The sequence below is a fragment of the Flavobacterium sp. YO64 genome (assembly GCF_004119505.1).
Lineage (GTDB): Bacteria > Bacteroidota > Bacteroidia > Flavobacteriales > Flavobacteriaceae > Flavobacterium > Flavobacterium oncorhynchi.
Genome location: NZ_NRQV01000011.1, coordinates 90,405 through 116,872 on the forward strand (window position 1 = coordinate 90,405; position 26,468 = coordinate 116,872).

The window sequence follows — 26,468 nt, forward strand, 5'->3', positions numbered from 1 at the left end:
ACACGTATTTATACGGGCATTTTAGTAGATGGACGTTATATATATTTATAAGCAATGAAACTTCAAGCTAATATCATTTACAGTAAATTAAATTTATTACTATAGTATCTATGGCAATTTACATAATATAAATAGATGCTAATTACGGTTTTCCGTAAAGAAAAAATATAAAAAAAAGGATATTTGATTTGTACTAATAAAAGATTATTTGAAATGAAAATAAGTGCGTTAAAGATTAAAGGTTTTAGATCTTTTGGACCGGAAGAAATATATATTCCAATCAATGAAAAATTGGTTGGATTCATTGGCCTTAATAGCGCAGGTAAGACTGCATCGCTTGAGGCATTGAAAAAAATGTTTGGTCATTCTTTAGCAGATAGAGAGATTTTCCGCCAAGATTTTCATATCGGAAAAGAGGAGCAGGCTGATGAAATCGAAGAAAGAATTCTTTCAATTGAAGTTAGAATTGATTTTGTTGAGAATGATATGGAAGCAATTCCTCATTTCTTTACCGATATGGTCGTTGATGATCAAGGCGATATCCCTTATATACGTTTAAGATTAGAAGCAATCTGGAGAAAATCTGATTTTGAACCTGAAGGAGAAATAGAAAGTAAAACTTACTATATAAAAGTAGGAGAAGATACTCCAGAAAAAGAGGATGACAAACAAATTTTCCCAAATCACTTAAGAAAATTAATACAAGTATTGTATGTTCCCGCAATTAGAAAACCAGCAGAACAACTAAAATATGCTTCGGGAAGTATTTTATATCGCGTTTTAAAAAAAATTAAATGGGATGACGCTTTTAAAACTGAATTTGATAGGAAAATAAAAGAGATAAACAATGATTTTAAAGGGCTGAATGAATTTAGCACCGTTCAAAATTCTATAACAGACTTGTGGCAGCAGTTTCATAAAGATATCCGCTATCAAGATTCTACACTTAGTTTTGCAGGTACCGATTTTGACTCGATTCTTAAAAAGTTAGAAATATCCTTCAGTCCGACAGGCACTCATAAATCGTACAAGATAGATGAATTAGGGGAGGGGTACCGGTCGCTTTTTTATTTGACGCTTGTTTGTGCATTGCTGGAGATAGAAGAAAAGCTAGCAGAAAGTGAAGCAGACGAAAATATTGGAATAAATCGTCCATTGCTTACAATTTTAGCTATTGAAGAGCCAGAAAACCATATAGCTCCACAATTATTAGGAAGAGTAATAAAAATACTAAAAACAATAGCAGGTAAAGAAAATTCTCAGGTTTTATTGTCCTCGCATACTCCCGCAATTGTGAAGAGACTTGATCCGGAAAGTATTCTCCATTTTAGAATAACTGAAGAGTACGAGACAGAAGTTAATCAAATACTGCTTCCTGATAAAAAAGATGAAGAATATAAATATGTAAAAGAGGCAGTGCATAATTATCCTGAACTCTATTTTGCTAAATTAGTTGTTATTGGGGAAGGAGACAGCGAGGAAGTTATTTTTAACCGTCTTATGGAGGTCATGGAACTTGATTTTGATGATAATATTATCACTTTTGCTCCTCTTGGACATCGTTTTGTCAATCATATATGGAAGTTATTAGAAACACTTCATATACCTTATGTAACACTTTTAGATTTAGATTTAGAACGTGAAGGAGGTGGTTGGGGAAGAATAAAGTATGCTCTAAAACAATTGATTGATAAAGGCTCTAGCAAGAAGATTTTATTAAAGCTCCGAGAGAATCAATATTTAACAGATGATGAACTTGAAAATATGCATCTTCGAGATTTAAAAAAATACAATAAGCAGGCTTTAGAAAATTGGATAAGAGTAAAATTAAATAAAAGGAATATTTTTTATTCTGCTCCCTTAGATTTAGATTTTCTGATGCTTAGCCATTATCCAGATTATTATAAAAATGCAATTCCTGAAAACGGAGGACCGCAAATTCCTGACGAAAAAAAGCAGAATGTAAAATTTAATGAAAAATTGATTGCGTCAGTTCGTGCGACCTTAAAATCTGAAAATGCTCAGGGAGAATCGTATAATGAAGATGAAAAAAAGTTAATGATCTGGTACAATTACCATTTTTTGGGCAGAGGAAAGCCAACAACACACATTAAAGTTTTATCCTCAATGACTGATGATGCGATAAGAGAAAATTTACCTGAGGTCTTCACACAAATTTTTGATCGCATATCATCAATTTTAAAAAAGGATTGACATTTTATGAAGCCTTTACAAACCAATTGCTGGAATCCTGTAGACGGGATGAATTTAGAAGAAAATGCACTTCTGGTAGCCAAAAAAAGTAAAAACTATCTCGTGGTAGCAGGGCCAGGCGCAGGAAAAACAGAGCTTCTGGCGCAGCGTGCCTGTTTTCTTTTACAGACTAACACTTGCAAGTTTCCACATAAGATCTTAGCAATAAGTTTTAAAAAGGATGCGGCTTATAATCTAAAGGAACGTGTGATAAAGCGCTGTGCTGATGAGCTTTCTAAACGGTTTGATTCTTATACGTTTGATTCATTTGCAAAGCAGCTGTTGGATCGCTTTATTCAAGCTCTTCCAGACGATTTTAAAATTAATCCTGACTATGATATTATTCATGGAGATCAGTTAATATTAGATCTATACGAATCTGAAAACGCTGAATATCGCAACACAACACACAAAAAAACTATCCTCGCATTTCATCACGCGCAACTTCCTTTTTCAAATGATAGTCTCGAGGATGAAATTAGAATGAAGGTATGGAAGAAAATGATCCAGCAATCTAAATTATCATTTGCAATGGTTATGAGGCTTGCGGAGTATATAGTTATTAGCAATAAGAATATTCGAATATTTCTCCAACAAACTTATCATTTTGTTTTTTTGGATGAATTTCAAGATACCACAGAAATTCAATATGATTTCTTCAAGAGCTGTTTCTTAACGAGTAAATCAGTATTCACCGCTGTTGGTGATGACAAACAGCGTATAATGATTTGGGCAGGTGCCAGAAAAACTATATTTGAAGATTTTATTGCAGAAACCGGAGCTACTCGTATTCCGCTTACAATGAATTTTAGATGTGCTCCAAGGCTGGTTACTTTATTAAATCATCTCACGCAAAATCTATTAGGGAAAACAGATTTTGCCACACCCTCCCCGAAATGGAACAATAATCAAGGCGAATGTTTTGTATGGTTCTTCGAAAATCCTGCAGATGAAATGGAAATATTATTTCAAGAAGTGAAAAAATGGATTGAAGAAGATGGTATCGATGCCAGAAATATATGTGTACTGGTTAAGCAGCAACTAGGACAGTATGTTGGCGAACTTATTAATTACTTTAACCAATATGGAATAAAGGCGAGGGACGAAAATATTTTTCAAGATCTTCTTTCTCAAGAACTTCCGATATATATCATTAATACGCTGTATGTCATCTTTCAGAAAAAATCTCAAGGGAGGAAACAAAAAGTATTCACTTTTTTAAGTAACCTTCATACAGAATTAGAGGATGAACAGTTATTGAAATTAGAAATAGCACTTTCAAATTTTATAAAAGCAACAAAAGAAAAATATAAAAAAACTGTTTTTACTGATCAGCATTTTGATTCTTTGATCGATGATATTATTGATTTTGCGGGGCAAGACCGCATCAGGGTATTGTTTCCTCAATATAAGAATCCTGCTGAGTTTACAAGGATTTTAGTTTTATTAAGAGATGAGTTTCTTAAGAATTATGAAACTGTAAATGATATGGTTTTAGCATTAGATATGCTTATCGGAGAAGATACAATCCCTGTGATGACAATACATAAAAGTAAAGGATTGGAATATCATACAGTTATATTTGTTGGATTGGAGGATGGGGCATTCTGGTCCTTCCAACAACAGGAAGATGAAGATAAATGTGCATTTTTTGTTGCATTATCCAGAGCAAAAGAAAGGGTTGTTTTTACTTTTAGTCAGCAAAGACCCAATAGATTTGGAAATCTTGCAACTCAATATAGAGATAATATTGAAATTTTATTTCAAGAACTTGAAAATTCCGGTGTAGTTGAAATGAGTGAAAAAAACGTTGATTAAATAATATTTCAAGTATATGTCTTGATTGTAAAATCCACTTGATGGATTCCTAAAAAAGAAAACATTTTGCTATTTTTAATATGAGTAAAAAATTAAGATGGAATACATTGGAAAAAGAAATCGCAAGGTATTTACAATAATAATAGTTTCGGTTTTTAAATAAAAATAATTTTCTTAATCAAGATATAAGAGATGCCAAAAAGTAAAGGAAGAAAGAAAAAAAATAAACCAAAAAAGAAGTCTACTCCAAAAGAAATCGTAAGATTAAATGGAGTAGAACTAATTCGAAAAGGAAGAAATGTTTTTGTAAAAAGTACTTTAAATGAACAGCAGCATCAAGAGTACATGCAACAAATTAAGGATAACCACCCTAAGGTTTATGAAGAAATAAAAGGATTAATTAATGAAGTTGTTGAAGTAATTAATAACTACGATAAGATTTTTGTTTTAGGAGGAATAGCTGCTTTTGGTTATAATCAAATGATATCCAATCCAGAGGATGATGGACTATCAGAAACACTTATCGAATATTGTTTAAGTATTGCATTAGCTACTCCTAATGTGAATAAAGGAGTAATACCTTCTGGTAAAGTATTAACATTTATTAACAATATTTTAATCAAGATCAGAAGATATTTTTCAACTTATTTCAGTTTTGAAACTGCTACAGGTAAATATTCTAAAATTGAATCTGATTTAAGATATGATATGATTACAGAGGCAATTTTCATGCGTGGAGAAGGATATATTAAACACGTTACCGAATTATATTTAGAAATGTTTTCTGGTCACGATGACTTTCTTATTAATCATTATGGTTTTACCGCATCTGATATTTTAAGCACATTTAATAAGTTAGAAGAGGGTTACGGATTCCGTATTTTAATGCCAAACGGGCGCCCCCATCCGATACAAACTTTAAGGCTAAGTGAATATATTGCAAAGTACGGAGTTACAAAAGCGGAGATTATTTCAGGCTCTTATTTAGAAGGATTCTCTAAAGTTTATCCTGAAATTATTGTTGAGAATAATGGAGTAATATTATTTCCACTAAACGGTATTGAAACTTATGATCGATTATTTCAAATACGAAACATACAAGACACAGAAGAAAAAGTAATAAAAGCTTTGTCTATTAAGTTTGGCGATAATGTAAGTTTTATAACTCCTGAAAAGTTTAAGTATGAAATATTAAACAAAAGCCAAGTCTTTAAGTACCCAATAGTTGAAGAAGATGGCAAATATTATTTATTTGCAATGAACCTGCCTTCTAGAAATCTTTTTTTAATGACACAGTCATTAATTGAAAGAGCTGATGCAAAATATTATAAGGAATCATTTTTGGGCAACAGGGTTCAAATTGCAAAGGATGAGTTTATAGAAAAAAAGGTACTTGCATTATTCAGAAAATTGCTGCCAAATGTGGAATTTTATCAAAGTGTGCACTACAAATACAATAAGCCAGATTTAGAATTAAGATGTGCAAATTCAATTGATGGAAGATATGAACTTGATATTTTAGGTATAAGTGAAAACGCTACTTATTTAATTGAGGTAAAAGCTGGTTTATTAAGCGATGCAGCCAAAAGAGGCGCTTTGGCAAGTATAAAAACTGATTTGTCTGCTATTATTGGGGATGCAATTTGCCAGAGCTATAGAGCGTCATTATATACTCATGAAAATAACGATCCAGATTTTGAATTATTAGATGGCAGCTTGGTTAAGCTAAAAAATAAAGAAAAAATCTATCGCATATCCATTAGCTTTTCATTTGTTGGGACACTTGTTTCTTCACTTTCAAAACTTCAGCAATATGGAATAATTGAAAAGAATTCCCAGTTTGCATGGGCATTGAATATTTACGATTTAATGGTTTTCTCTGATTTGATTGAATCTGAGGAAGATTTTATGGACTATCTCGATAAAAGGCTGCCATTATATGATAATGAAAAGTTATCGGCCACTGATGAGCTTGATTTGCTTGCACTATATTTTACAAATGATTTAAAATTAGATACATTTTTGAAGAAATCTGATAACGTAAGGCTTTATCAGTTTAAGAGGATTATAGATGACTATTATGAAAAGGGAGGACCGCGTCCATTAAGGAAAAGTAGGAGAGAAAGGAGAAGATAGCATAATTGATATGCCAAACAATTTGACGAATGAAAAAGAATTAAAGTAGAGTTGTAAGAAAGTGCTTTTAGTAAGCAATGTTTAAATTAGTAATAATATTAAATAATAAAATTCTATGATTGAATGGATGAATATTTCGGCAAAATGCCCTAACAAGAAATGTCACAGTATTTTTAAATTTAAACAAGGAAAACTTCCGGTTATAAATGATTTTGGTGGATGGAAATTGAAGTGCTTTTCATGCGATGAAGAATTCATTATTCATGTTGTTAATCCTTTTGATTTATCATATGTTGAAGACGGTGTAGAAATTTTGGAGATAAAGGAAGGAAGTATTGAAGATACTGAGGATTGGAGCTTATCTGAAGGGTTAACATTTACAGGAATAGAATCCTTTATTTATGGAATTGAAAATCTTGCTCCTATAAAATTTTCATTAGATGATTTCCCCATTTACATCAGTAATTCAAAAGTGAATCTTGAAGAACTGGCATATGAAGAACTTGCTAAGAAGCTTAGTGAAATTAAAAACTATAATAATACCTATTTTCAAGGATTTGTTAAAGGCAGATGGGGAGATCCTAAGTTTGCTTATGTAATTTTAGATTTTAAGAATGGTCAAAATAATCATACTGCCCTTTTTTATTATAACTTCACCCGAAGAAATCCAGGTGATTTTCCAACAGATCCAACAGAAATACTATTAGCATATGTTAGTAATTCAGTTGACCTGCAGCAGCTAATCAATGGGGTTTATACGCGGAATAATTGCCTCTCTTTTCTAAATAAATTATTAATTAGGTGGAGGGGGCTATACAGACATACAGTCATTGTTGTTCCATTTATAGGTTATTTAAATCAAAATGCAAAAACAAGAATAGAATTATGGGACGATATTAAAAAATTTCTAAAAGAGTCGAACTCGTACCTTTTGACAAGGAATATTGCTAAATCATTACTAGAAAAAAGTGAAGAAAAGATAGGTGTTCCTTCTACGCTCATCAAAGAATTTCAGGTTGAAAGTGAAGCATTTAAAAACATGACTTTATTTAATCTTTTTCATGCTAAATTTTTTGCAGGTTTAGATGAAAGTGATGCAGAAGTTTTAAAGGGTTCATTTAATATACAAAAGAATACATATTTTGAAAATATAGACTTAACAAAAATTGATTCTCAGTTTTTTCAGGAAAGGTATTTAAATCCTTTACGTATAACCCTTGAAGATAAGGAAAAGCTAAAGGATGCTCTTCTAATAGACTTAAGAAATAATAATATTGAGCCAATTTGGAATTATGGCTCAGGACAAGATTTAATTAAAAAGTACATTCAAAAGATTTAAAATGATTGCAATAAATAAAATATCAAAGTTACTTAGCGAAGATCATGAAATGCAAATTTTACAATTGGTTTCAGAGAATGCTAACGAAATAAGTATGTGTTTGATAAGAACAGTGAGATGTTCACTTATTTAGAGATGCGTGAATTGATAAGAGCACGTATGTATCTTTCGCGACTTAATGATGTTGAGCCCAGAAGAACTTACCTAATTACGGCATCAAATAATTATGATCAAATTATTGGTTATATCCTATATCACAAAGTAGTTGGTAGACCTTTTGATATATCAATTATTAGTACAATTGTATCATCAGAATTTCGTAATCATGGAATTTTTAAAAATATGATGAATATTTTGAAGAATGAATTCAGTAGTATTACATTATCTTGTTTTGTAGAAAAAGTTCCACTATACCAAAAATTAGGTTTTCAGATTGCCTGCAACATCCAAACTCAAATTGGAATGTATTATGGGACTTTAAATGATGATGGGCAAGTGGTTTCAATTGATGAAGATGAAATTGATAAAATTGATGTAGTAATTAGTACATTAGCAAGCTTAAAGAATAGAGTTGGTCAACAATGGACAAACATATATAATCAATATACTAAGATTAATAATGATGCAATTTCGAACGCTAAATCATTTGTGAAGGACAAATAATTAAGGCAAGATCATTCAGCTAAAATATTTACATCACTAAACAAAGGGACAAATTTTGTCCCGTAAGGCACTTGAGAAGACAAAGAAATTATATTATAAGACATTCCAATTGGCACTATGTCTAATAACTTTTGATATTTTCAATGATATAGAAATCTATTTTTTTGTTCATTGTCTATTAATTGCAAAGTGTATGTAGTGTTCGGTTTGATTTTGTCTGCAATGCGGACACAATTGGAACTGTTCTTTAAAATTTTCGAAATCAATTTAATTAGCGTTCTAATAATTCATTTTTCCTACTGAAGTGGCTACTAAGTCGTAACTTTCTCTTTCTTTTTTCTGCGGTTAAATTATTAAATATAAAATGTGTTTAAATTATTATGTTCGCTTGTGTTAAAGGTAGAAAACATGACAAGAAGGAAAAAAACACTATATTTTTTAGTACATCCCAATTGCGTCCGAACTCTGGACGCAATTGGAAATTTACTCAAAACTTCTGAAATCGTTACGGTTAATTTTTTGATCTTAAGGGATGATGTACTTTAAGGGGCCAAGTTCACAATCTTGTATGTAAAATTCATTTAAACTTAGACATCAGTTTCTCCATATCTTGCATAATATTAACATCTAAAACTTTTGCATAATGCTGGGTTTGCTTTGTGTTCGTATGTCCCATCATTGCTGATACATTTTCCAGTCTTATTCCATTTCCTAGAGTGACAGTGGTGGCAAAAGTATGTCTGGCAACATACCACGTAAGATGTTTGTCTATGCCGCAGAGATCTGCAATTTCCTTAAGATAAGCATTCATTTTCTGATTGGATATTTTGGGAATAAGACCTTTCTGCTGATTTTTATATTTAGAAATAATTTTCTCTACTGTAGGAAGTGCTGGGACATTGGCTCTTATGGCGGTTTTGGCCCTGCTGGTCATAATCCATAAGTTTCCGTTCGAATCTTCGGATAAGTTTCTTTCGCTTAGATCCAGGGCGTCGACAGGCGCGTATCCTGTATAACAGCTGAAAAGAAATATATCCTTGACCTTTTCCAGACGGGGCGTTGAAAATATTTTATTCTCGATCGTATTCAGTTCGAGTTGGGTCAGGAAAACCGCATCTTTAACGCTTAGCCTACCGTCATAGACGTTGAATGGATTCTTTATGATCAAGTCCATTTTAATGGCATAATTGCAGGCAGTTTTATACATTTTCATATATTTTACCACTGAATTGTTTTTGATGCCTGTCTGGTTTTTAAAACTGCTCTCGTATTTAAGGAACTGCTCGAGTTTAAAAACAAAGGAGCTTGATATTTCAGACGCAGGCATATCCCCCTTTTTGTAGGTACTTGCAATGAAATCCAAAAGTAAATCCTTCGCTCTTTTGTACTTCTGCAGTGAAGCGGCTGCGCGCTCTCCAGAATTGACTCTTTTCGTGAAGAATTTATTATATGTATCCATAATCTGAATTAGGGAGGGGCCCTCAGGCTGGTCGATTTTAACTTTTCCTGTGAGTTCAGCTTTTAATAATTGAAGGTTAACCTCAGGATCAATTCTGAAGAGTTCAGTAAATTTTTTGGCTGCATTAAGCTGAAAAAGATCAAGCAGGTTTTTGATTACTATTTCCTTTTCAATTTTAAGCTGGTTTCTAAGGTTATTGGTACTGGTCCATCTTTCTTTTGTAATGGTTTGTCCGGTTGACATTGAAATTTGTTTATCATTGTAGCTCAAACGGGCATAGATTGGAGATTCGCCGTTCTTGTTTACTCTGTCGGATTTTTGGTAAAAAATTACTTTTAACATGTTATCTAGTTTTAAAATTAATAATCAAATTGAATTAAAAATTTTAAGAGAGCCCATTGATAGCAGGGAATTCCCGGGGAATTCTTTTATTTTAGTTACCCATTTTTGAGAAAAAAGATTCAAAAAAAGACTGGGTAACTGATAGGGTAACCATTCTTTGATAAAACATGTGCTTTTTGAAAAGTGTGTAAAAACGAAAAAGCCTTTAAACACTAGTGTTTAAAGGCTTTTGACTTTTAAAGTTTCTTCTGAAACTTCTACTGGCGGAGAAAGAGGGATTCGAACCCCCGGACCTGTTACAGTCAACAGTTTTCAAGACTGCCGCATTCGACCGCTCTGCCATTTCTCCAGTATGTCGCTCTCATTATCTGATTGCGAGTGCAAATATAGTACGCTTTTCCGATTATAAAAACTTTTTTGGCGGTTTTTTTAAGTTATTTTTCAAGTGTCTAATTATCAGTATTTCCGAATGTGAGGTTTTTGAAAAAATTACTCTAAGGCGTCTAAAATTGGTACTGGTTTTTTGTTTTCATCCACTGCAACAAACGAAAAAGTTCCTGAAACTACTGTTTCGCGAAGTTCTGAATACATTTGTTCCATAAAAATATCAACATGAATTTTACAACTTGTTCTTCCAACGCTGACAACATTTGCTACTAATTCGATTAAAGTACCAGCTGGAATTGCTTTTTTAAAATCAATTTGACCAGTTGAAATCGTTACAACTTTCTTTCGGCTGAATCGGGTAGCGCAAATAAAAGCAACTTCGTCCATGAGATGAAGTGCTGTACCACCAAACAAAGTGTCGTAATGATTCGTTGTAATAGGAAAAACAGCTTTAAAAATATGAGTTTCCGATTTTGAAATTCTTTCTTCTAATGTTCCCATAAATTAATATGTTACGTATTCAGTAATTTCAAGACCATATCCAATCATTCCAACGCGTTTTGTTTGTTCTGTGTTAGAAACTAATCTAATTTTTGAAATATCAATATCATGGAGTATTTGAGCGCCAATTCCATAATCTTTACTATCAATGATTACTTTTGGAGCTTTCAAAGTTCCCTGTGATTGCAATACCTTAAGTTCAGAAATTCTGTTTAGTAAATTTACAGCTGTCATATCTTGGTTAATAAAGATAACAGCGCCTTTACCATTTTCATTAATCACTTTAAACATATCGTCTAACTGCTGTTCAGCATTGTTAGTTAATGTGCCCAATAAGTCATTATTTACTTGCGAAGAGTGAATTCTCGTTAAGATTGGCTCACCAAGATTCCATGTTCCTTTAGTTAACGCAATATGAATTTGTTTATTTGTAGTTTGTTCGTATGCTCTTAAACGGAAAGTTCCAAAACGAGTTTCGATATCAAAATCTTCTTTTTTTATGATTAAGCTGTCGTGCTGCATTCTGTAGGCAACTAAATCTTCTATCGAAACTAATTTCAAATTGAATTTTTTAGCCACTTCAAAAAGTTCTGGTAAACGTGACATTGTTCCGTCTTCGTTTAAAATTTCACAGATTACACCAGCAGGTTTAAAACCGGCTAGTCTTGCAAAATCAATAGCGGCTTCTGTATGGCCAGTTCTTCTTAAAACACCGCCTTGTTTAGCTATTAAAGGAAAAATGTGACCAGGACGCGCTAAATCATGAGGTTTTGTATTTGGATCAACTAATGATTGAACGGTTTTAGATCTATCTGCTGCCGAAATACCTGTTGTTACTCCATTGCCTTTCAAATCAATAGAAACAGTAAAAGCAGTTTCCATATGATCTGTATTATTTGTAACCATTGCGCGTAAATCAAGTTCCTTACAACGGCTTTCTGTAAGAGGTGTACAGATTAATCCGCGTCCGTGAGTAGCCATGAAATTGATCATTTCCGGTGTTACTTTATCAGCAGCAGCCAAAAAATCACCTTCGTTTTCGCGATCTTCATCATCGACTACAATGATTACCTTACCTTGACGAATATCTTCTATGGCTTCTTCAATGGTATTCAGTTGAATTTTTGTTGACATAATTATTGTTTATTTTGAGCTGGTGAAAACCGCTCAGCAATTTTTTGAAATAGTTGTGAAATAGGAGTTGTTATCGCATCAAAATTAATTAATCCGTTGTCATTTGTAGCACGATAAGTAAGTAATACAGCTAATGGAAGTAATATAAACGAAGACATCCATGATCCCATAAAAGGAGACATTCCGCCTTCTTGCGATAATCTTTTTCCAAAAGTATTGATGAAGTGGAAAGAAATGAAAATTAAAACTGCAAAAACAATTGGTAATCCAAGTCCTCCTTTTCGGATAATAGCTCCTAATGGTGCACCAATAAAAAACATTAAAAAACAAGCAAAAGCAATTACGAATTTTTCATATAATGCTGTTAAGTGTTTGTTGATTTCGCGCTGTTTGTCTTTCAGATCTTTTTGAGTCGATTCAATTGAATATATGTTACTGGAAACATTGCTGCTGGCCATTTTTAAAATGTCAGACTTTTGTTTGTTTGTGTATAAAGACAAAAGGTCGTTTGGTAAAGCTTTTTTCTTTTTGGCTTTATCTGTATTGATTGGAGCTATTGATTTTCTAATTCCAACACGCTGATTGATGTTTTCAGAAAATGAAATGATTTCGGTGTCTAGATTTTTGCTTAATGAGTCTAAAGTATAGCGCAGTTCATTCACGTTAAGCATTGCATTTGTTCCAGCAATACTTTCTTTACTGTCATCAACTTTATTTAATTCGGATAAATCAATGTTGATGATGTGTTTTTTAAAAGCCGCTTTTATAAATGGAAGCTTAGCGCGATCCTCGTATTTTTTTGGAGTAACATCTTGATAGTAATAACCATTATTCAAAACCAGTTTTAAAATACTAGAATTTTCATTACTGATTAATTCTCCGTCTTTGGCTTTGATAACAGTTTTGTTTTCTCCAACGTTATTCGATTTTTCATGAATAGTAACGCCGGTTAGTATGTTTCCGTTTTCGCCAGATTTTTTATTTACTTTGATATTGTAAGTTCCAACATCGTTAAATTGTCCTTCGGCAATTGCCATCGCAGGTTTTGCCTGAGCGATATTTTTTCGGAAATTAACAAATTTATATTCAGCATAAGGAATAACATTGTTGGCAAACCAAAAGGCTACAATACTCAAAACGAATATAAAAACAATCAAGACTCTCATAGCTCTTTGAAGCGATATTCCAGATGATTTCATCGCTGCAAATTCATAGTTTTCGGCCAAATTTCCGAAACTCATAATTGAAGCTAATAAAACTGATAGAGGTAAAACCAGCGGAATAATACGCGGCATTGAGAAAAGCAGGAATTTGATAACTAATATGAAGTCAAGATCTTTACCAGCAAGTTCTGCAATAAAAAGCCATACGGTTTGTAATATGAATATAAAAAAAAGGATTACGAATACCGTAGTAAACGTAATCAGAAATGTTTTTAGTAAGTATTTGTCTAAAATTTTCAACCTTGTAATTAATCTAATTTATTGATGTAGTATTTCGGGTATTTACTCGCTACAAAGGTAAATTGATTTTTTGATAAAGGCTGATTGGTTTTAAAAGAATTAACGGTTAAAGTAGTTTTTGTTCCGTTTTTTCCAGTTTCAATTAAGTTGTATATATGTTTTGTTTGAACATCAATGCCTAAAAGAATCTCTTTTCTTTGGTCTTTTGCGTTTGTAGGAGCAAGTTTGATGTATTGGATTTTTCTTCCTTTAACATTTTGTACAATATCCATATTGTATTTGTAGCCAGAATTGAAAAAAGTCAACATTTTTGAAGGTGTGATTGCGTTGTCATCCTTTTCGTTTACTTTAGAAATAGTAACTTCTTCGTCTTCTGGATTAATAGTATATGTTTTTTGTCCGTCGAATATTTTAGTTACACCCATAAAATTCAATACATATTGATTTCCTTTCATGGTTACATTTCCTTTACTGTCTTGATTAATATTTTCTTTTGCATTATTCAAAGAATATTTAAAATCGATTACAATATTGTTGTAGCTTTTTATTTTAGAAGTCACTTCGTTCAATAAATCTTTGGCTTTTTTATCCTGAGCTTGAATAGAAGTGAAGCTCAAAAGCAATAAAATTGCCATTTGAAAACACTTTTTAGTCGCGTTAGTGATAGAATTGTTCTTGATTTCCTGAATTTTTGTTCTCATGATTGGATTAATTTTGTTCATTGTTAAAAAATTGATCAAGAGCACTTAGATCAGAGATGTTCACGCTTCTCGCTTTACTGCCTTCAAAAGGCCCAACAATTCCAGCTGCTTCCAGTTGATCGATCAAACGACCGGCTCTGTTGTATCCTAATTTTAATTTTCGTTGCAGTAATGAAGCAGAACCTTGCTGTGCATTGACAATAATCTCGGCAGCTTCTCTAAATAAGGTATCTCTTTCGGAAATATCCATATCAAGATTAATGCCAGTTTCCTCGCCAACAAACTCTGGAAGTAAATAAGCTGTTGAATATGCTTTTTGTGAACCGATAAAATCAGTTATTTTTTCCACTTCTGGAGTGTCAATAAAGGCACATTGAACACGAATTACATCATTCCCGTTTGAGTATAATAAATCTCCGCGTCCAATTAATTGATCAGCACCTTGCGTATCTAAAATAGTTCTAGAGTCAATTTTTGATGTTACTCTAAAAGCAATTCTTGCCGGGAAATTGGCTTTAATTAAACCTGTAATTACGTTTACAGACGGTCTTTGTGTTGCAATAATTAAGTGAATACCAATGGCACGTGCTAATTGAGCAAGACGAGCAATTGGAATTTCGACTTCTTTTCCTGCAGTCATAATTAAATCGGCGAACTCATCGACAACCAATACAATGTAAGGTAAAAAACGATGTCCCGCTTCTGGATTTAATTTTCTTGATTTGAATTTTTCGTTGTATTCTTTGATGTTACGAACCATTGCATCTTTCAATAAAGAATAGCGATTGTCCATTTCAACACAAAGAGAATTTAAAGTATTTACAACTTTTGCATTATCTGTAATAATAGCATCTTCCGTATCTGGAAGTTTGGCTAAATAATGTCTTTCGATTTTATTGAAAAGCGTAAGTTCTACTTTTTTCGGGTCAACCAGCACAAATTTTACTTCGGCTGGATGTTTTTTGTATAAAAGCGAAGTTAAAACAGCATTTAATCCAACAGATTTTCCTTGTCCCGTAGCACCCGCCATTAATAAGTGAGGCATTTTGGCTAAATCGACAACAAAAGTTTCATTCGAAATGGTTTTTCCTAAAGCAATTGGCAGTTCCATTTCAGCTTCTTGAAATTTGGCTGAACCAATTACGCTTTTCATTGAAACCATAGTAGGATTCTTGTTAGGAACCTCGATACCAATAGTTCCTTTTCCTGGAATTGGAGCAATAATACGAATTCCTAATGCCGATAATGATAATGCAATATCGTCTTCTAAACTCTTAATTTTTGAAATTCTGATTCCGGCTTCCGGAACAATTTCATATAAAGTTACAGATGGACCAACGGTTGCTTTAATTTGTGCAATTTCAATTTTGTAGTTACGAAGTGTATCTACAATCTTGTTTTTATTTTCTTCTAATTCTTCTTGATTAATAGTGATTCCGCCTGTCGAATATTCTTTTAATAAATCGATGGTTGGGAATTTATAATTTGATAAATCTAAAGTTGGATCAAATAATCCAAAATCAGCAACTAATCTTGAAGCTAGATTTTCTTCAATAATATCTTCTTCCTCGGCTTTTTCAATAACAAATTCTTCAGTATGAACAGGAGTAGTTACAGTTACTGGATTGATATCCATTTGAACTGGTTTTACAACTGGATTTAAATCAATTTCTGATGAATGTGAAATAGTTGGTTTTAAGGCTTCTTTGTTGATTTCGAATTTAGAATCGTCTGTTTTAAGATGAATATTATCTAATTCAGGATCTTCTTCAATCGCAAATTCTTCTAGATTGTAAGCGCTTTCTGGTTGTGATACAGGTTTTATAGCACTTAATTCAGATTTGAACTCTTTTTTAGTAGAGTCAAAGTAAGATTGAATTTTTTCTGGCGAAAGTTTAATTTTAAAAATCAAATACACGATCAGTCCAAAAAGTAATGTTAATAAAGTTCCTGTTTTACCAATATAGTCTTGAAGGAAAAGATTTAGTTCATAACCAATTGTTCCGCCAAGTTCTGGTGCCGAAGTTGCGAAAAATCCAAATAGGATTGAAATGATTATCACTGCAAATAAATCCCAAAACCAAGTGTTTTTTAGTTTTTTGGTAGAAAGTTCTAATGCTAAAAATAAACCAGTTAGGAAAAATAAACGTACAAATATAAAAGAGGCAATTCCGAAACCTTTATAAACAATTAAGTCCGCAAGAAATGCTCCGAATTTTCCGAGCCAGTTTTCTACAACTTCGCCTCGGTCTCCAAGCTGGCTGACCGCACTTTGGTCTGCTTGCCATTGTCCGTTAACATAAAAAGAAATAAATGCAACTAATAGTGCAATTGAAAAGAGCACCAAAAGACAGCCCACAACAAATTTTTGCTGTTTGGAAAATTTCCACGACCTAATTGTCTCTGTTTTTGATTCGTTTTTTTTGTCTGCAGTTTCCTTTTTGGTTGTTTTTGCCATTCTTGCTTTCCTTGCCTATGTAAATTTTGGAATATAAATAATTAAGCCTATTGCTATTGCAGTCATTGCGGCAAAAAACACCGCTCCAGCAGCAATATCTTTAATAAAACCGATTCGTTTGCTGTAATCAGGATGAATGAAATCGGCAATTTTTTCAACAGCCGTATTCAATCCTTCAACACTTAAAACTAAACCAATGGCTAAGGTTTGACAAAGCCATTCGGTTTGTGAAATATGAAAATAGAATCCAGCAATAGTCATTATAATTCCCAATGAGAATTGAACCATAATGCTGTGTTCTGTTTTTATAAGTTTTACAGCTCCGTTAAAAGCATATGTCATACTTTTTAATCGGCCGGTAACAAAGGTATTATCTTTTTGAAACTCCATTTATAGGAAAATATTATAGTGCAGCAAGAGCTGCTTCGTAATTTGGTTCATCTGCAATTTCTGCAACTTGCTCTGTATGTGTAATTGTACCGTCAGCATCTACAACAATAATTGCTCTTGAATGTAAACCTGCCAAAGGACCGTCAACGATTTCTAAGCCGTTTGTTTTACCAAAACTTCCTTCTTTAAAATCAGATAAATTAACTACATTTTCTAAACCTTCTGCACCACAAAAACGTTTTTGAGCGAAAGGTAAATCTCTAGAAATACATAAAACTTTTGTGTTTTCTAAATCGCTTGCACTTTGGTTAAATTTTCTAACAGATGCTGCGCAAGTTCCTGTGTCAACACTTGGGAAAATGTTTAAAACTAATTTCTTACCAGCGAAATCACTTAATGAAGCAACTGATAAATCGTTTTGAACTAATTTGAAGTCAGCAAGTTTAGAACCAACTGCTGGTAATTCACCTGATGTATGAACTGGATTACCTCCTAATGTTATTGAAGCCATGATTTTTGTTTAAAATTAATGAGGCTCAAAAGTAAGGATTAATATTTGAATCTAAAAGTATTTGTTTTGGGTTTAAGGAGAGATTAAGGTTGGTTTTTGGATAGCCACGAATTCACGAATTTATCTCATAATTTTAGATTTATTACGCTTGTCAGGCTGAGCGGAGTCGAAGCCTAAGTAAGTAGCTCCACAATTTAAATTGATAACCTTTGTCGATTTGCTTTGCGTGGGCTTTGACTCCGCTCAGTCTGACAATAAGTACTTGTAAACTTTGACTGAAAACTACAAAAAAAAGCGTCTCTTATTCAGAAACGCTTTCTCGGTCATGTTTTTTTGTTTTTTCTCTGAAAAAGAGGACGATATTATTTGTCAATCGAGCCCAAAACGCGTTTCATGAATGCGTTTAAAGCTTCTTTTTTATCAGTTCCTTGCGAAACCATTTTGTGCACTTCAAGAGCACCATACATATTTGAAATCAATTCGCCAATTACGTCTAATTCTTCATCTTTTAAAGAAGGAATTTCGGTCATAGCTTCTAGAACTTCGATAGTTTCAATGATATAATCCTGATCGTTTTCTTCTATAAATTGCGTTAAGTGCTTTATTACTGGTAATTTCATAATTTAGACTTCTTAGATTTTTAGACATTCTTAGATTTCTTAGACCTTTTTTAAATTTATAGACGACTTCTAAGAAGTCTAAAAATCTAAGCCAGTCTAACTAATCTAAATTTAAGCAATTGCGTTTACAAGATCGATTAAAACTTCTTGTTTGTTGGTTTGAGTTTCTCCAACTAATTGTCCGTTTACAAAAGTTGCAAATGTTGGCAAGTTGCTAACGTTAGCAAGTTTTCTTGATTCAGGAGAATTTTCTGCATCAACCAAAACAAAAGTGATAGCTTCATTTTCTGTGGCTAATTTTTTGAATTTTGGTTTCATAATACGGCAGTTTCCACACCATGATGCTGAATATTGTACTACTACTTTTTCGTTTTTAGCAACTAAATCTGCTAACGTATCTTCGTTTAAGTCGATTAACATTTCTTTATTTTTTAAGGTGCTAAGTCGCTGAGGTACGAAGGTTCTAAGTTTTTTTTAGCCCTTAGTCCATAAAATGACTTAACGTTAAAATTATTTTTTTGAGATCTAAAGTCATCAAGGTTCTAAGATTCTAAGTGTTAATCTTAGAACCTGATAACTATATTGTAGAATTTTATTCAAGATTTGGAAGTTCAGTAAAAAAAGACTTAGCGTCTTAGTACCTTAGAACCTCAGAATCTTAAAAAGAATTAATTAGCGCTTAAGTATTCAGCTGTACTAAGTCTGTCTGCAGACATTGCTTCTTTACCAGCTTCCCAGTTTGCAGGACAAACTTCACCTTTAGTTTGGATGTGTGTGTAAGCATCAACCATTCTTAAGTATTCGTTTACGTTACGTCCTAATGGCATATCGTTTACACTTTCGTGGAAGATTTTTCCAGTTTCGTCAATTAAGTAAGTAGCTCTATAAGTTACGTTTGAACCTTCGATGATAACTGAATCAGTATCTTCGCTGTAGCTTGTAGATTCGATATCAAGAATACCTAAAATGTTAGCTAAGTTACGGTTTGTATCTGCTAAGATTGGGTAAGTAACACCTTCGATTCCACCATTGTTTTTTGGAGTATTTAACCAAGCAAAGTGAACTTCGTTAGTATCGCAAGAAGCACCAATTACGATAGTATTTCTTTTTTCGAATTCTGGTAATGCAGCTTGAAAGGCGTGTAATTCAGTTGGACATACAAAAGTAAAATCTTTTGGGTACCAAAATAAAAGTACTTTTTTATTGTTGTTTACTGCTTCTTCAAAAATGTTGATTTTTAAATTGTCACCCATTTCTGAGATAGCATCTACTGCAATACTTGGGAATTTTTTTCCTACTAAAGACATAATATTCGTTTTACGTTAAAAATTTATTTGATGCAAAAGTAGGACATAACTACAGGTTCTTACAATAAGTTGTGATTATAAAAATTTATAAGTTGATAAGTTTTGATTATGTTTGGTTGTAAATTATTGAATATCAATATTTACAGGAAGAGTCCCGCTGGTGATAAAATTTTCTAAAAATTGAATTCCTGCCGTTTTTTGAAATTCTTCAAAATCTTGGTACGCCTGAAATAATCCTGAAGCCTTTTTAAGATTTGGAATTATGGGTAAAACGTATGGATTTCCAAAAACATAAATGATACATTTTTTGGTTTCAAGCAAATCAGAAAGCAATTTTAAAACTTCATTGTCGATTTCGAAATTATTCATTGGTTTTGCTTTTGGAACAAATAATGAAATGATTATGGTTTCGAAATTTTCTAATTCTTTTTTAATTGTCGTACTATCTGAATTCTCCAGATTTTCAAAGGCGAATTCTGGGGAAGGTAATTTTGTACTTAAGGTTTTGAAGAAGCTGTTTTCGGTATTTTTATATAAACTTAGTTTGGCTAGTTTATTGTTCTTTTGAGAGGCAAGAGCTAATTCTGTGCTTGAATTGTCAATGATTTTTGTAATTACATTTTGAGCAATTTCTAGATTTAGAGCTGCTGTTTTTTCGAAGTTTAATTCGCCCAAAGCAGCAGTATTTCCAGAAAGAATTCCAGCTTTTTCTTTCGCTTTCATGATTCTATTAAAGCTTTCTTCAATGCGTTCTGGTGAAGCATTTTTTAAAATTTCTTCAATTCCTTCCGGAACATTTTCTGCAAAACATAAAACATCATTACCTGCATTAAATGCTTCCCATTCTAGATGTCCTTTGGTTTCGTATAGTTTGGAAACGCTGCGCATATTTAGTGCGTCAGAAATAACCAAACCATCATAACCTAGTTTATCACGCAAAAGATCTTGAATAACAGCTTTTGATAAAGTTGCCGATGTGTCTTTTCCGTCATTCAAACTCGGAACAGCCAAATGACCAATCATAATCGAATCGACATTATTTTCGATTCCTTTTATGAAAGGATACAATTCGTTTTCCATCAGTTCTTCAAGAGTTTCCTTTAAAACCGGTAATCCTAAATGTGAATCAACATTCGTATTTCCGTGTCCGGGAAAGTGTTTCAGACAGCCTAAAACGCCAACTTCAGACATTCCGTTTAAATATTCAATCGAAAAATCGGCTACTTTTTGTTTGTTTTCACCAAAAGAACGATATCCAATAACCGGATTATTGGGGTTATTATTGATGTCTGCCAAAGGCGATAAATTATACTGAATTCCAGCTGTTTTTAAATCTAAACCAATTTGTTTTCCAACTTCGTAAACTAAATTCGATTTGCTTTCAGGCAAAGCACCTAGCGTAATTGCATATGGATATTGTGGCGTTTTTTCGATACGCATTGCCAATCCCCATTCAGCATCAATACTGATTAAGAGGGGAGTAGAAGCTGCTTTTTGATAACGAGCAATCAGTACTTTAATTTTCTCATAGCTGTCATCGTTAAAAACAACTTTTTTCTTGCTTTCGTAGTTCGTTGCAGCGCTTGCACGACTGTGAAAAAAAGTTAGTCCGCCAATATTATGTTCTTTTATAAGGCGTTCCGTTTCTTGAATGTTTTCTTCGGTATCGTTAATAAAAACGGCAGGGAAAAAGAACTGTCCAATTTTTTGTTTTAATGCTTCGGTAGTGATTTTCATTTTTATAAAGTCTTTTTCATACATACACTATTATCGACCTTTTCGTAAGGCGGATAATTTGGAATGATGGTGTAGTTTAATTTCTGATATAGATTTATGGCTTCTGGCTGGTTTTTTCCCGTTTCCAGAATAGTGTGTTTGTATTTTACTTCGGCTGCCCAAATTTCTAATTCGGCCAGTATTTTTGAGGCTATTCCTTTTTTTCGATAATCAGGATGAACATACATTCGTTTAATTTCGACTGTATCTGATTCTTTTTCTCTAAAAGCACCACATCCAACCGCTTTATCATTTTCATAAAAAACAATAACATGTTTTATTTTATCGGTTTTGTTAAACTGATTGTAAAAAGCATGATCATCGCCGTCTCTAATAGCTAAATCCTGATCTAATAAAACAACCAGATTTTTAAAATCGATATCGTCAGAATTTGTTCGTTTTATGATAATCATGATTTCTGAAATAGTGTAAAATCGCTTTTATTTTAGTTTTGCTTTCTTTTGTTTTGTCAATTGTTTTTTGGTTTCAATTGCTTTTTCCAATCGGTTTTTAAAACGGAAAAGTTTTGGCAAACCTTCAATTCTGTCTTCGATTGTAATCGCTTCATAAACAATAATAGCTTTTTCTAAAACTCGAATTTCATTTTCTAGATCGAGCTGATTTTTGTAAATAGCTGCAAGTCGATCATAAGAATGATTTCCTTTAAAACCTTCTGTTATGTTTTCTTCGTATAACGCAATTGCTTTTTCAATTTCTCCAGCTTTTTCAAATTCAATTGCTTTCAGGTTTCTTTCGGCCTGTTTAGTTTCATTGATTTCCATGGGCGTTATTTGGTATAGCGTTTATTCTATTTTTTTACCGAAATCTTTCGGGAAATCTAAAAATCTAGAAAGTATCAAACCTGGAATTGTAGCTAATAATACCCAGATAAAGAAATTCTCGTAACCTAGATATTTTTGTATAAACCCGCTTAACATTCCCGGAAGCATCATTCCTAAAGCCATAAAACCAGTTGCGAGAGCATAATGTGCTGTTTTCGATTCTCCTTCGGCAACATGTATTAAATACATCATAAACCCTGTAAAACCAAAACCGTATCCAAACTGCTCAAGAACAACCGTTATACAGGTATAGAGATTTAGAGGAGAGTTAATTTCGAAAAAATACAGATTTAAATGCAGGTGAAAGATTTCTTCAGGCTGAAAATGAGCTAATCCAATAAAACCTATAATAGGTAAATGCATGGCAAGAAACATAGGAAGCATCCATTTTGTAAGTCCATGTTTAGAGATTGCAATTCCGCCTAAAATTCCTCCAACTGTTAATGCGAAAATACCCAAAGTTCCATAGATTATTCCAACTGCTTCTGTATCTAATCCCATTCCGCCTAATTCTTTTCCGTCAAGTAAAAATGGGCTTAACATTTTTAGAAGCTGAGATTCTCCAAGTCTGAAAACAAGGATAAAAGCCAGAATTAAACCAATTTGTTTTTTTTGAAAGAAGCTGATAAATACCGTTGCAAAGCTTTGGTGCTGCTGTGCTTTTTTATCATTTTCAGATGTGTTTATTTCATTTTTTGGCGTGAAGATAAAGTTGTAAGCAGTTATAAATGTCATTAATAAACCAACAGCAATCATGGTATAGGACCAAGCTTTAGTATTGTCGCTATATTTATGTTCTAGATAACCTGCAAAAAGTACAATTAATCCATTTCCTGCTAACATCGAAAGTCTGTAAAATGTACTTCTGATTCCGAGGAAAAAAGATTGCTGTTCTTTTGGTAAAACCAATAAATAAAAGCCATCGCTGGCAATATCATTTGAAGCCGATGCAAAAGCAGCAACCCAAAAAATAGCCAGTGTCATTATAAAGAAACCATTGAGCGGAATTGTAAATCCTACGAGTAAAAATGCAATTGAAATTAATAACTGCATCGATAAAAACCATTTTCTTTTGGTTCCGGTTAAATCAATAAAAGGGCTCCATAAAGGTTTAATTACCCACGGGAGATATAATAAACTGGTATAAACACCAATATCTTCATTTGAAATTCCTAAGTTTTTGTACATAATTACCGAAACAGAGATAATTACGGCGTATGGTAATCCAGAGGCAAAGTTAAGAAGCGGGATCCAAAACCAAGGAGAGTGATTATCTGTTTTCATTAGGTTGGGCAGGTAAATAGATTTTAAAATTCTTTTTTAAGTCGGCAGCAGCCGGAGTGCTTTCATTGGCGTAATAGTCAATAAAGGTAACTGCGCAGGCTTTATATGGTCTGATTTTTTCAGCAGGGATTGAAAATGAAATAATACCATCTTTTTCAATCACTCTTATTTTGTCGATTATTTTCGTTGCATCGTTAATATCAATTTTTGAAATATGATCGCCTCCATAAATTACAATGTAACGCACATTTGTATTAAGTGGATTTTTTAAGCTGAATGAATATTTTGTACTGTCTTTTACAAATTCAGTAACAACAGGCGTATCAATTATAATGTGTTTTAAATTAGGAACAGCTGCAGGAATTGCGGGATATTTATATTGATTTTCTTCTAAAATTCGTGCAACATCAAAGTTTTTATTCATAAACCATTTCGAGCTGAAATAAGCGCTGCCTGATACATTTTTGAAAGTTCTTGCAAAGTCGACTTGCGTTGGAATTTCATTGGCAAAATTCCAGCTTTTATCGCCGTCGCCTCTAATTTTATAAGAAGCGTGTCCAATATAAATAGCGGTATTATTGGAGTTTTCTGACCACCATTTTACCAATTTTGAGTACGAAGCTCTTGGATTGTTCATGCTCCAATATAATTGTGGTAAAATATAATCGATCCACTTTTGATCCATCCATAAAAGAGGATCAGCATATAAATCGTCATAGTTTGAAGTAGATTGTGTTTCAGAACCTTTAGGATCTTGTGTTTTATTTCGCCAAACCCCAAATGGGCTAATTCCGAATTGAACCCACGGTTTGCTTTCTTTTATTGTAGTAGAAATGGTATGTACAAAATTGCTCACATTTGCACGACGCCAGTCAGAACGGCTTAAGCCTGAACCATATTTTTTGAAGGAAGCGTTATCATTAAAAACTTTTCCAGGAATTGTATACGGGTAAAAATAATCATCAAAATGAATGGCATCAATATCGTATTTCTCAACTACTTCTTTAACGACTTTAGTTAAATGTTCTTGAACTTCAGGTAAAGCTGGATCATAATACCATTTTCCGCCATATTCAATCATCCATTCCGGATGTTTAAAAAGATCATGATTTGGACTCAATTGCTGTTTGTTTAGATCGAAAGTGGCACGATATGGATTCAGCCATGCGTGAAATTCAAAACCTCTGTTATGGGCTTCTTCAATCATCCAAGCCAAAGTGTCATAATACGGATTTGGTGCCTGACCTTCTTTTCCTGTCAAAAATCTTGACCAAGGAGCTAGTTCTGTTGGGTAAATAGCATCACCTACACTTCTAATTTGAACAATTACAGCATTGTAATTTAGTTTTTTATAGGTGTTTAAAATTTCTAAATAGTCAGCTTTTTCTTTTTCAACATTATCAATTGATGTTTTTGGCCAGTCGATGTTTACCACGGTGGCGATCCAAACACCTCTAAATTCATTTTTAGGATGCATTACTTTTTCTTGTGAAAAGGATTTCCATCCGAAGAAAAATAAAAATAGTATTGAGAACAGTAAGTGCTGGTTTTTATGCATTTCAATCTTTTTTAACAGAAACCAAAAATAGTTTTTTTAATGGATTATAATAAATAATTCAGAAATTATAATTTCAACGTTATTTATGCGGATTTCTTACAATTGGTTTTTGTTTTTTACGACAGTTTTTACCGATTTTCAATTTTTGGCAATTACTGTTTGATATTACTAGTTTTTGTGATAATAAATTAAATGTATTTAGAAGATAAAAATCGAGGCGTAACTAAACGCCTCGATTTTAATAGATCTTATATTGCAGGATCTGGAGGTGTATTAGTATTGTTGTTTCTTTCAGAATCTGGATATGGATACCAATTACGGTTTCTTTCTGCACCAGGAGTTCCTGCACCTGGACGCTCGAATCTTCTGCTGTCTTCTAGTTTTAAACTTGACATATACATTTCGATACAGCGATTTCTATAAATTTCAGTTAGAATAGCTGGTTTTGTTAATGCTCCCGCGTATGGCGGCAGATTTGCTCCAATTCCGTAAGTATCTGCGGCAGTGGTTTTAGTCAAAACTTTGTTTAATTCTATAACGGCTTGTGGCAGATTGTCTTTTCTAGCATACGCTTCTGCTGTAATCAGTGTCATTTCGCCTGGTAAATAAACTGGAATCGGTTTAAGGTTAGTATCAAAAAAACCAGTTGCAACTGTAGGATTTGAACCTGGTTTAATGTAGAAGTTTAACCTTCCGTCAGAACTTGAAGGAGCTAAAGCAGCAGGCAGACCTAAGGTTAAATCAACAGGCTGAAATACATTGTTTGTAGTTATAGAGATATAAGCAATTGGATTTGGACTAATTTGATCAAAAGCAAATACTGATTTTACTGCAAGATCAACTTTGGCAGCATATGCAATGGCATTGTCATAATCTCCTGCCATTAAATAAGTTCGGGCTAAAAGTGCATAGACTGTGTTTTTGTAATTAACAGTGCTTACTAAACCAGTAACTCCAGTTGCTTTATCTAAAATAGGTTCTGTAGCTTTTAGAATTTTTATAGCTTCGGCTAAAACATCGGCTCTCGTATCAAAAGTGGCATTTTTTCCTGTTTTTAGAGGAACACTTTGAAAGTACTGAACCATTGTAGTTATTGCCATTGCTTTAAAAATAGTAGCATGAACGAGAACGCTTGCTTTTTCAGTTTCGGCAGTTAGAACATCAATATGATCAATAACTTTTTGCGATTCTGATTTAATAACTAGACATTGCGACCATAGATTATTTACTACGTTATTTTTAGTAGAAAGTACTTCGCCGCCCACAGAAAGTTCACCTTCGTCAACATTTCCTGCATTTAGTAATCGGAGTTCTTTTGTTGTAAATCCGTTTCCGGTAATAGTATTGTAAACAGGACTGGTTCTGTCAATAGTCCAAAGTTGCTGCAATCCGTTTGCAGCACCAATAATTCCTTCTCTAGAACCAAAAACTAAATCCTGAGAGGGTTTGGTTGGATCCAAATACTCTTCATTGCAGCTTATTAAAAGTGTTGCAAAGGCTACTATAGGGATGAATATTTTTTTCAT

Annotated in this window: 22 protein-coding genes and 1 tRNA gene; 5 read left to right on the forward strand and 18 right to left on the reverse strand. The window is 33.0% G+C overall.

Annotation, left to right across the window (positions count from 1 at the left end):
- Positions 1-213 precede the first annotated feature (213 nt).
- The 5 genes from BOW57_RS09865 to BOW57_RS09885 all read left to right on the forward strand — a co-directional run bounded on the left by BOW57_RS09865 (position 214) and on the right by BOW57_RS09885 (position 8,209).
- The gene (locus BOW57_RS09865) at positions 214-2,214 is read left to right on the forward strand and encodes an ATP-dependent endonuclease (RefSeq protein ID WP_206734740.1); all 2,001 of its coding nucleotides are present in this window, start codon (positions 214-216) and stop codon (positions 2,212-2,214) included.
- A 6-nt stretch (positions 2,215-2,220) separates the two neighbouring features.
- The gene (locus BOW57_RS09870; RefSeq protein WP_129053985.1) at positions 2,221-4,071 is read left to right on the forward strand and encodes a UvrD-helicase domain-containing protein; all 1,851 of its coding nucleotides are present in this window, start codon (positions 2,221-2,223) and stop codon (positions 4,069-4,071) included.
- Between the two features lie 192 nt (positions 4,072-4,263).
- The gene (locus BOW57_RS09875; RefSeq protein ID WP_129053986.1) at positions 4,264-6,207 is read left to right on the forward strand and encodes a hypothetical protein; all 1,944 of its coding nucleotides are present in this window, start codon (positions 4,264-4,266) and stop codon (positions 6,205-6,207) included.
- A gap of 115 nt (positions 6,208-6,322) precedes the next feature.
- Positions 6,323-7,546, forward strand: coding sequence for a hypothetical protein (locus BOW57_RS09880; RefSeq protein WP_129053987.1), 1,224 nt, complete (start codon positions 6,323-6,325; stop codon positions 7,544-7,546).
- A 135-nt stretch (positions 7,547-7,681) separates the two neighbouring features.
- On the forward strand, positions 7,682-8,209 hold the full coding sequence (locus BOW57_RS09885; RefSeq protein WP_164973686.1) for a GNAT family N-acetyltransferase: 528 nt from the start codon (positions 7,682-7,684) through the stop codon (positions 8,207-8,209).
- Positions 8,210-8,786: 577 nt separating this feature from the next.
- On the opposite strand, the gene BOW57_RS09890 is transcribed toward BOW57_RS09885, so the two are convergent.
- The 18 genes from BOW57_RS09890 to BOW57_RS09975 all read right to left on the reverse strand — a co-directional run bounded on the left by BOW57_RS09890 (position 8,787) and on the right by BOW57_RS09975 (position 26,468).
- Positions 8,787-10,010: a site-specific integrase gene (locus tag BOW57_RS09890; protein ID WP_129053989.1), complete on the reverse strand. Its 1,224-nt coding sequence runs from the start codon at positions 10,008-10,010 to the stop codon at positions 8,787-8,789.
- Positions 10,011-10,271: 261 nt separating this feature from the next.
- A tRNA-Ser gene (locus BOW57_RS09895) sits at positions 10,272-10,359 on the reverse strand.
- Between the two features lie 140 nt (positions 10,360-10,499).
- Positions 10,500-10,898: an acyl-CoA thioesterase gene (locus BOW57_RS09900; RefSeq protein WP_089054571.1), complete on the reverse strand. Its 399-nt coding sequence runs from the start codon at positions 10,896-10,898 to the stop codon at positions 10,500-10,502.
- Positions 10,899-10,901: 3 nt separating this feature from the next.
- A complete protein-coding gene (ribB, locus tag BOW57_RS09905; protein WP_164973687.1) occupies positions 10,902-12,032 on the reverse strand; it encodes a 3,4-dihydroxy-2-butanone-4-phosphate synthase in 1,131 nt (376 codons plus the stop codon).
- 2 nt (positions 12,033-12,034) lie between these two features.
- Positions 12,035-13,495 carry an LptF/LptG family permease gene (locus BOW57_RS09910; RefSeq protein WP_089054573.1) on the reverse strand — a complete coding sequence of 487 codons (1,461 nt, stop codon included), beginning with the start codon at positions 13,493-13,495 and terminating at the stop codon, positions 12,035-12,037.
- Positions 13,496-13,503: 8 nt separating this feature from the next.
- A complete protein-coding gene (locus BOW57_RS09915; RefSeq protein ID WP_129024196.1) occupies positions 13,504-14,196 on the reverse strand; it encodes an outer membrane lipoprotein carrier protein LolA in 693 nt (230 codons plus the stop codon).
- A gap of 7 nt (positions 14,197-14,203) precedes the next feature.
- On the reverse strand, positions 14,204-16,654 hold the full coding sequence (locus BOW57_RS09920; RefSeq protein WP_129053990.1) for a DNA translocase FtsK: 2,451 nt from the start codon (positions 16,652-16,654) through the stop codon (positions 14,204-14,206).
- A gap of 15 nt (positions 16,655-16,669) precedes the next feature.
- Positions 16,670-17,044: a diacylglycerol kinase gene (locus tag BOW57_RS09925; protein ID WP_089054575.1), complete on the reverse strand. Its 375-nt coding sequence runs from the start codon at positions 17,042-17,044 to the stop codon at positions 16,670-16,672.
- Between the two features lie 13 nt (positions 17,045-17,057).
- Entirely contained in the window at positions 17,058-17,555 is a 498-nt protein-coding gene (tpx, locus tag BOW57_RS09930) for a thiol peroxidase (protein ID WP_129053991.1), read from the reverse strand.
- 362 nt (positions 17,556-17,917) lie between these two features.
- Complete coding sequence (locus BOW57_RS09935) at positions 17,918-18,175, reverse strand: hypothetical protein (protein WP_089054577.1); 258 nt, start codon at positions 18,173-18,175, stop codon at positions 17,918-17,920.
- Positions 18,176-18,286: 111 nt separating this feature from the next.
- On the reverse strand, positions 18,287-18,595 hold the full coding sequence (locus BOW57_RS09940) for a co-chaperone YbbN (RefSeq protein WP_007805605.1): 309 nt from the start codon (positions 18,593-18,595) through the stop codon (positions 18,287-18,289).
- A 248-nt stretch (positions 18,596-18,843) separates the two neighbouring features.
- Complete coding sequence (locus BOW57_RS09945) at positions 18,844-19,482, reverse strand: peroxiredoxin (RefSeq protein WP_089054578.1); 639 nt, start codon at positions 19,480-19,482, stop codon at positions 18,844-18,846.
- 123 nt (positions 19,483-19,605) lie between these two features.
- Positions 19,606-21,219 carry a glycoside hydrolase family 3 protein gene (locus tag BOW57_RS09950; RefSeq protein ID WP_129053992.1) on the reverse strand — a complete coding sequence of 538 codons (1,614 nt, stop codon included), beginning with the start codon at positions 21,217-21,219 and terminating at the stop codon, positions 19,606-19,608.
- Between the two features lie 2 nt (positions 21,220-21,221).
- The gene (locus BOW57_RS09955; RefSeq protein WP_129053993.1) at positions 21,222-21,671 is read right to left on the reverse strand and encodes a GNAT family N-acetyltransferase; all 450 of its coding nucleotides are present in this window, start codon (positions 21,669-21,671) and stop codon (positions 21,222-21,224) included.
- A 27-nt stretch (positions 21,672-21,698) separates the two neighbouring features.
- Complete coding sequence (locus BOW57_RS09960) at positions 21,699-22,040, reverse strand: hypothetical protein (protein WP_129053994.1); 342 nt, start codon at positions 22,038-22,040, stop codon at positions 21,699-21,701.
- A gap of 21 nt (positions 22,041-22,061) precedes the next feature.
- Positions 22,062-23,384 carry an MFS transporter gene (locus BOW57_RS09965; protein WP_129053995.1) on the reverse strand — a complete coding sequence of 441 codons (1,323 nt, stop codon included), beginning with the start codon at positions 23,382-23,384 and terminating at the stop codon, positions 22,062-22,064.
- Positions 23,371-24,942 carry a glycoside hydrolase family 10 protein gene (locus BOW57_RS09970; protein WP_129053996.1) on the reverse strand — a complete coding sequence of 524 codons (1,572 nt, stop codon included), beginning with the start codon at positions 24,940-24,942 and terminating at the stop codon, positions 23,371-23,373. Before BOW57_RS09970 ends, BOW57_RS09965 begins: the two co-directional genes overlap by 14 nt.
- 248 nt (positions 24,943-25,190) lie before the next feature.
- On the reverse strand, positions 25,191-26,468 hold the full coding sequence (locus tag BOW57_RS09975) for a RagB/SusD family nutrient uptake outer membrane protein (protein ID WP_129053997.1): 1,278 nt from the start codon (positions 26,466-26,468) through the stop codon (positions 25,191-25,193).

Coding starts and splice junctions, on each gene's coding strand:
- BOW57_RS09865 (WP_206734740.1), top strand. CDS start 214: ATGAAAATAAGTGCGTTAAAGATTAAAGGTTTTAGATCTTTTGGACCG.
- BOW57_RS09870 (WP_129053985.1), top strand. CDS start 2,221: ATGAAGCCTTTACAAACCAATTGCTGGAATCCTGTAGACGGGATGAAT.
- BOW57_RS09875 (WP_129053986.1), top strand. CDS start 4,264: ATGCCAAAAAGTAAAGGAAGAAAGAAAAAAAATAAACCAAAAAAGAAG.
- BOW57_RS09880 (WP_129053987.1), top strand. CDS start 6,323: ATGATTGAATGGATGAATATTTCGGCAAAATGCCCTAACAAGAAATGT.
- BOW57_RS09885 (WP_164973686.1), top strand. CDS start 7,682: ATGCGTGAATTGATAAGAGCACGTATGTATCTTTCGCGACTTAATGAT.
- BOW57_RS09890 (WP_129053989.1), bottom strand. CDS start 10,010: ATGTTAAAAGTAATTTTTTACCAAAAATCCGACAGAGTAAACAAGAAC.
- BOW57_RS09900 (WP_089054571.1), bottom strand. CDS start 10,898: ATGGGAACATTAGAAGAAAGAATTTCAAAATCGGAAACTCATATTTTT.
- ribB (WP_164973687.1), bottom strand. CDS start 12,032: ATGTCAACAAAAATTCAACTGAATACCATTGAAGAAGCCATAGAAGAT.
- BOW57_RS09915 (WP_129024196.1), bottom strand. CDS start 14,196: ATGAGAACAAAAATTCAGGAAATCAAGAACAATTCTATCACTAACGCG.
- BOW57_RS09920 (WP_129053990.1), bottom strand. CDS start 16,654: ATGGCAAAAACAACCAAAAAGGAAACTGCAGACAAAAAAAACGAATCA.
- BOW57_RS09925 (WP_089054575.1), bottom strand. CDS start 17,044: ATGGAGTTTCAAAAAGATAATACCTTTGTTACCGGCCGATTAAAAAGT.
- tpx (WP_129053991.1), bottom strand. CDS start 17,555: ATGGCTTCAATAACATTAGGAGGTAATCCAGTTCATACATCAGGTGAA.
- BOW57_RS09935 (WP_089054577.1), bottom strand. CDS start 18,175: ATGAAATTACCAGTAATAAAGCACTTAACGCAATTTATAGAAGAAAAC.
- BOW57_RS09940 (WP_007805605.1), bottom strand. CDS start 18,595: ATGTTAATCGACTTAAACGAAGATACGTTAGCAGATTTAGTTGCTAAA.
- BOW57_RS09945 (WP_089054578.1), bottom strand. CDS start 19,482: ATGTCTTTAGTAGGAAAAAAATTCCCAAGTATTGCAGTAGATGCTATC.
- BOW57_RS09950 (WP_129053992.1), bottom strand. CDS start 21,219: ATGAAAATCACTACCGAAGCATTAAAACAAAAAATTGGACAGTTCTTT.
- BOW57_RS09955 (WP_129053993.1), bottom strand. CDS start 21,671: ATGATTATCATAAAACGAACAAATTCTGACGATATCGATTTTAAAAAT.
- BOW57_RS09960 (WP_129053994.1), bottom strand. CDS start 22,040: ATGGAAATCAATGAAACTAAACAGGCCGAAAGAAACCTGAAAGCAATT.
- BOW57_RS09965 (WP_129053995.1), bottom strand. CDS start 23,384: ATGAAAACAGATAATCACTCTCCTTGGTTTTGGATCCCGCTTCTTAAC.
- BOW57_RS09970 (WP_129053996.1), bottom strand. CDS start 24,942: ATGCATAAAAACCAGCACTTACTGTTCTCAATACTATTTTTATTTTTC.
- BOW57_RS09975 (WP_129053997.1), bottom strand. CDS start 26,468: ATGAAAAAAATATTCATCCCTATAGTAGCCTTTGCAACACTTTTAATA.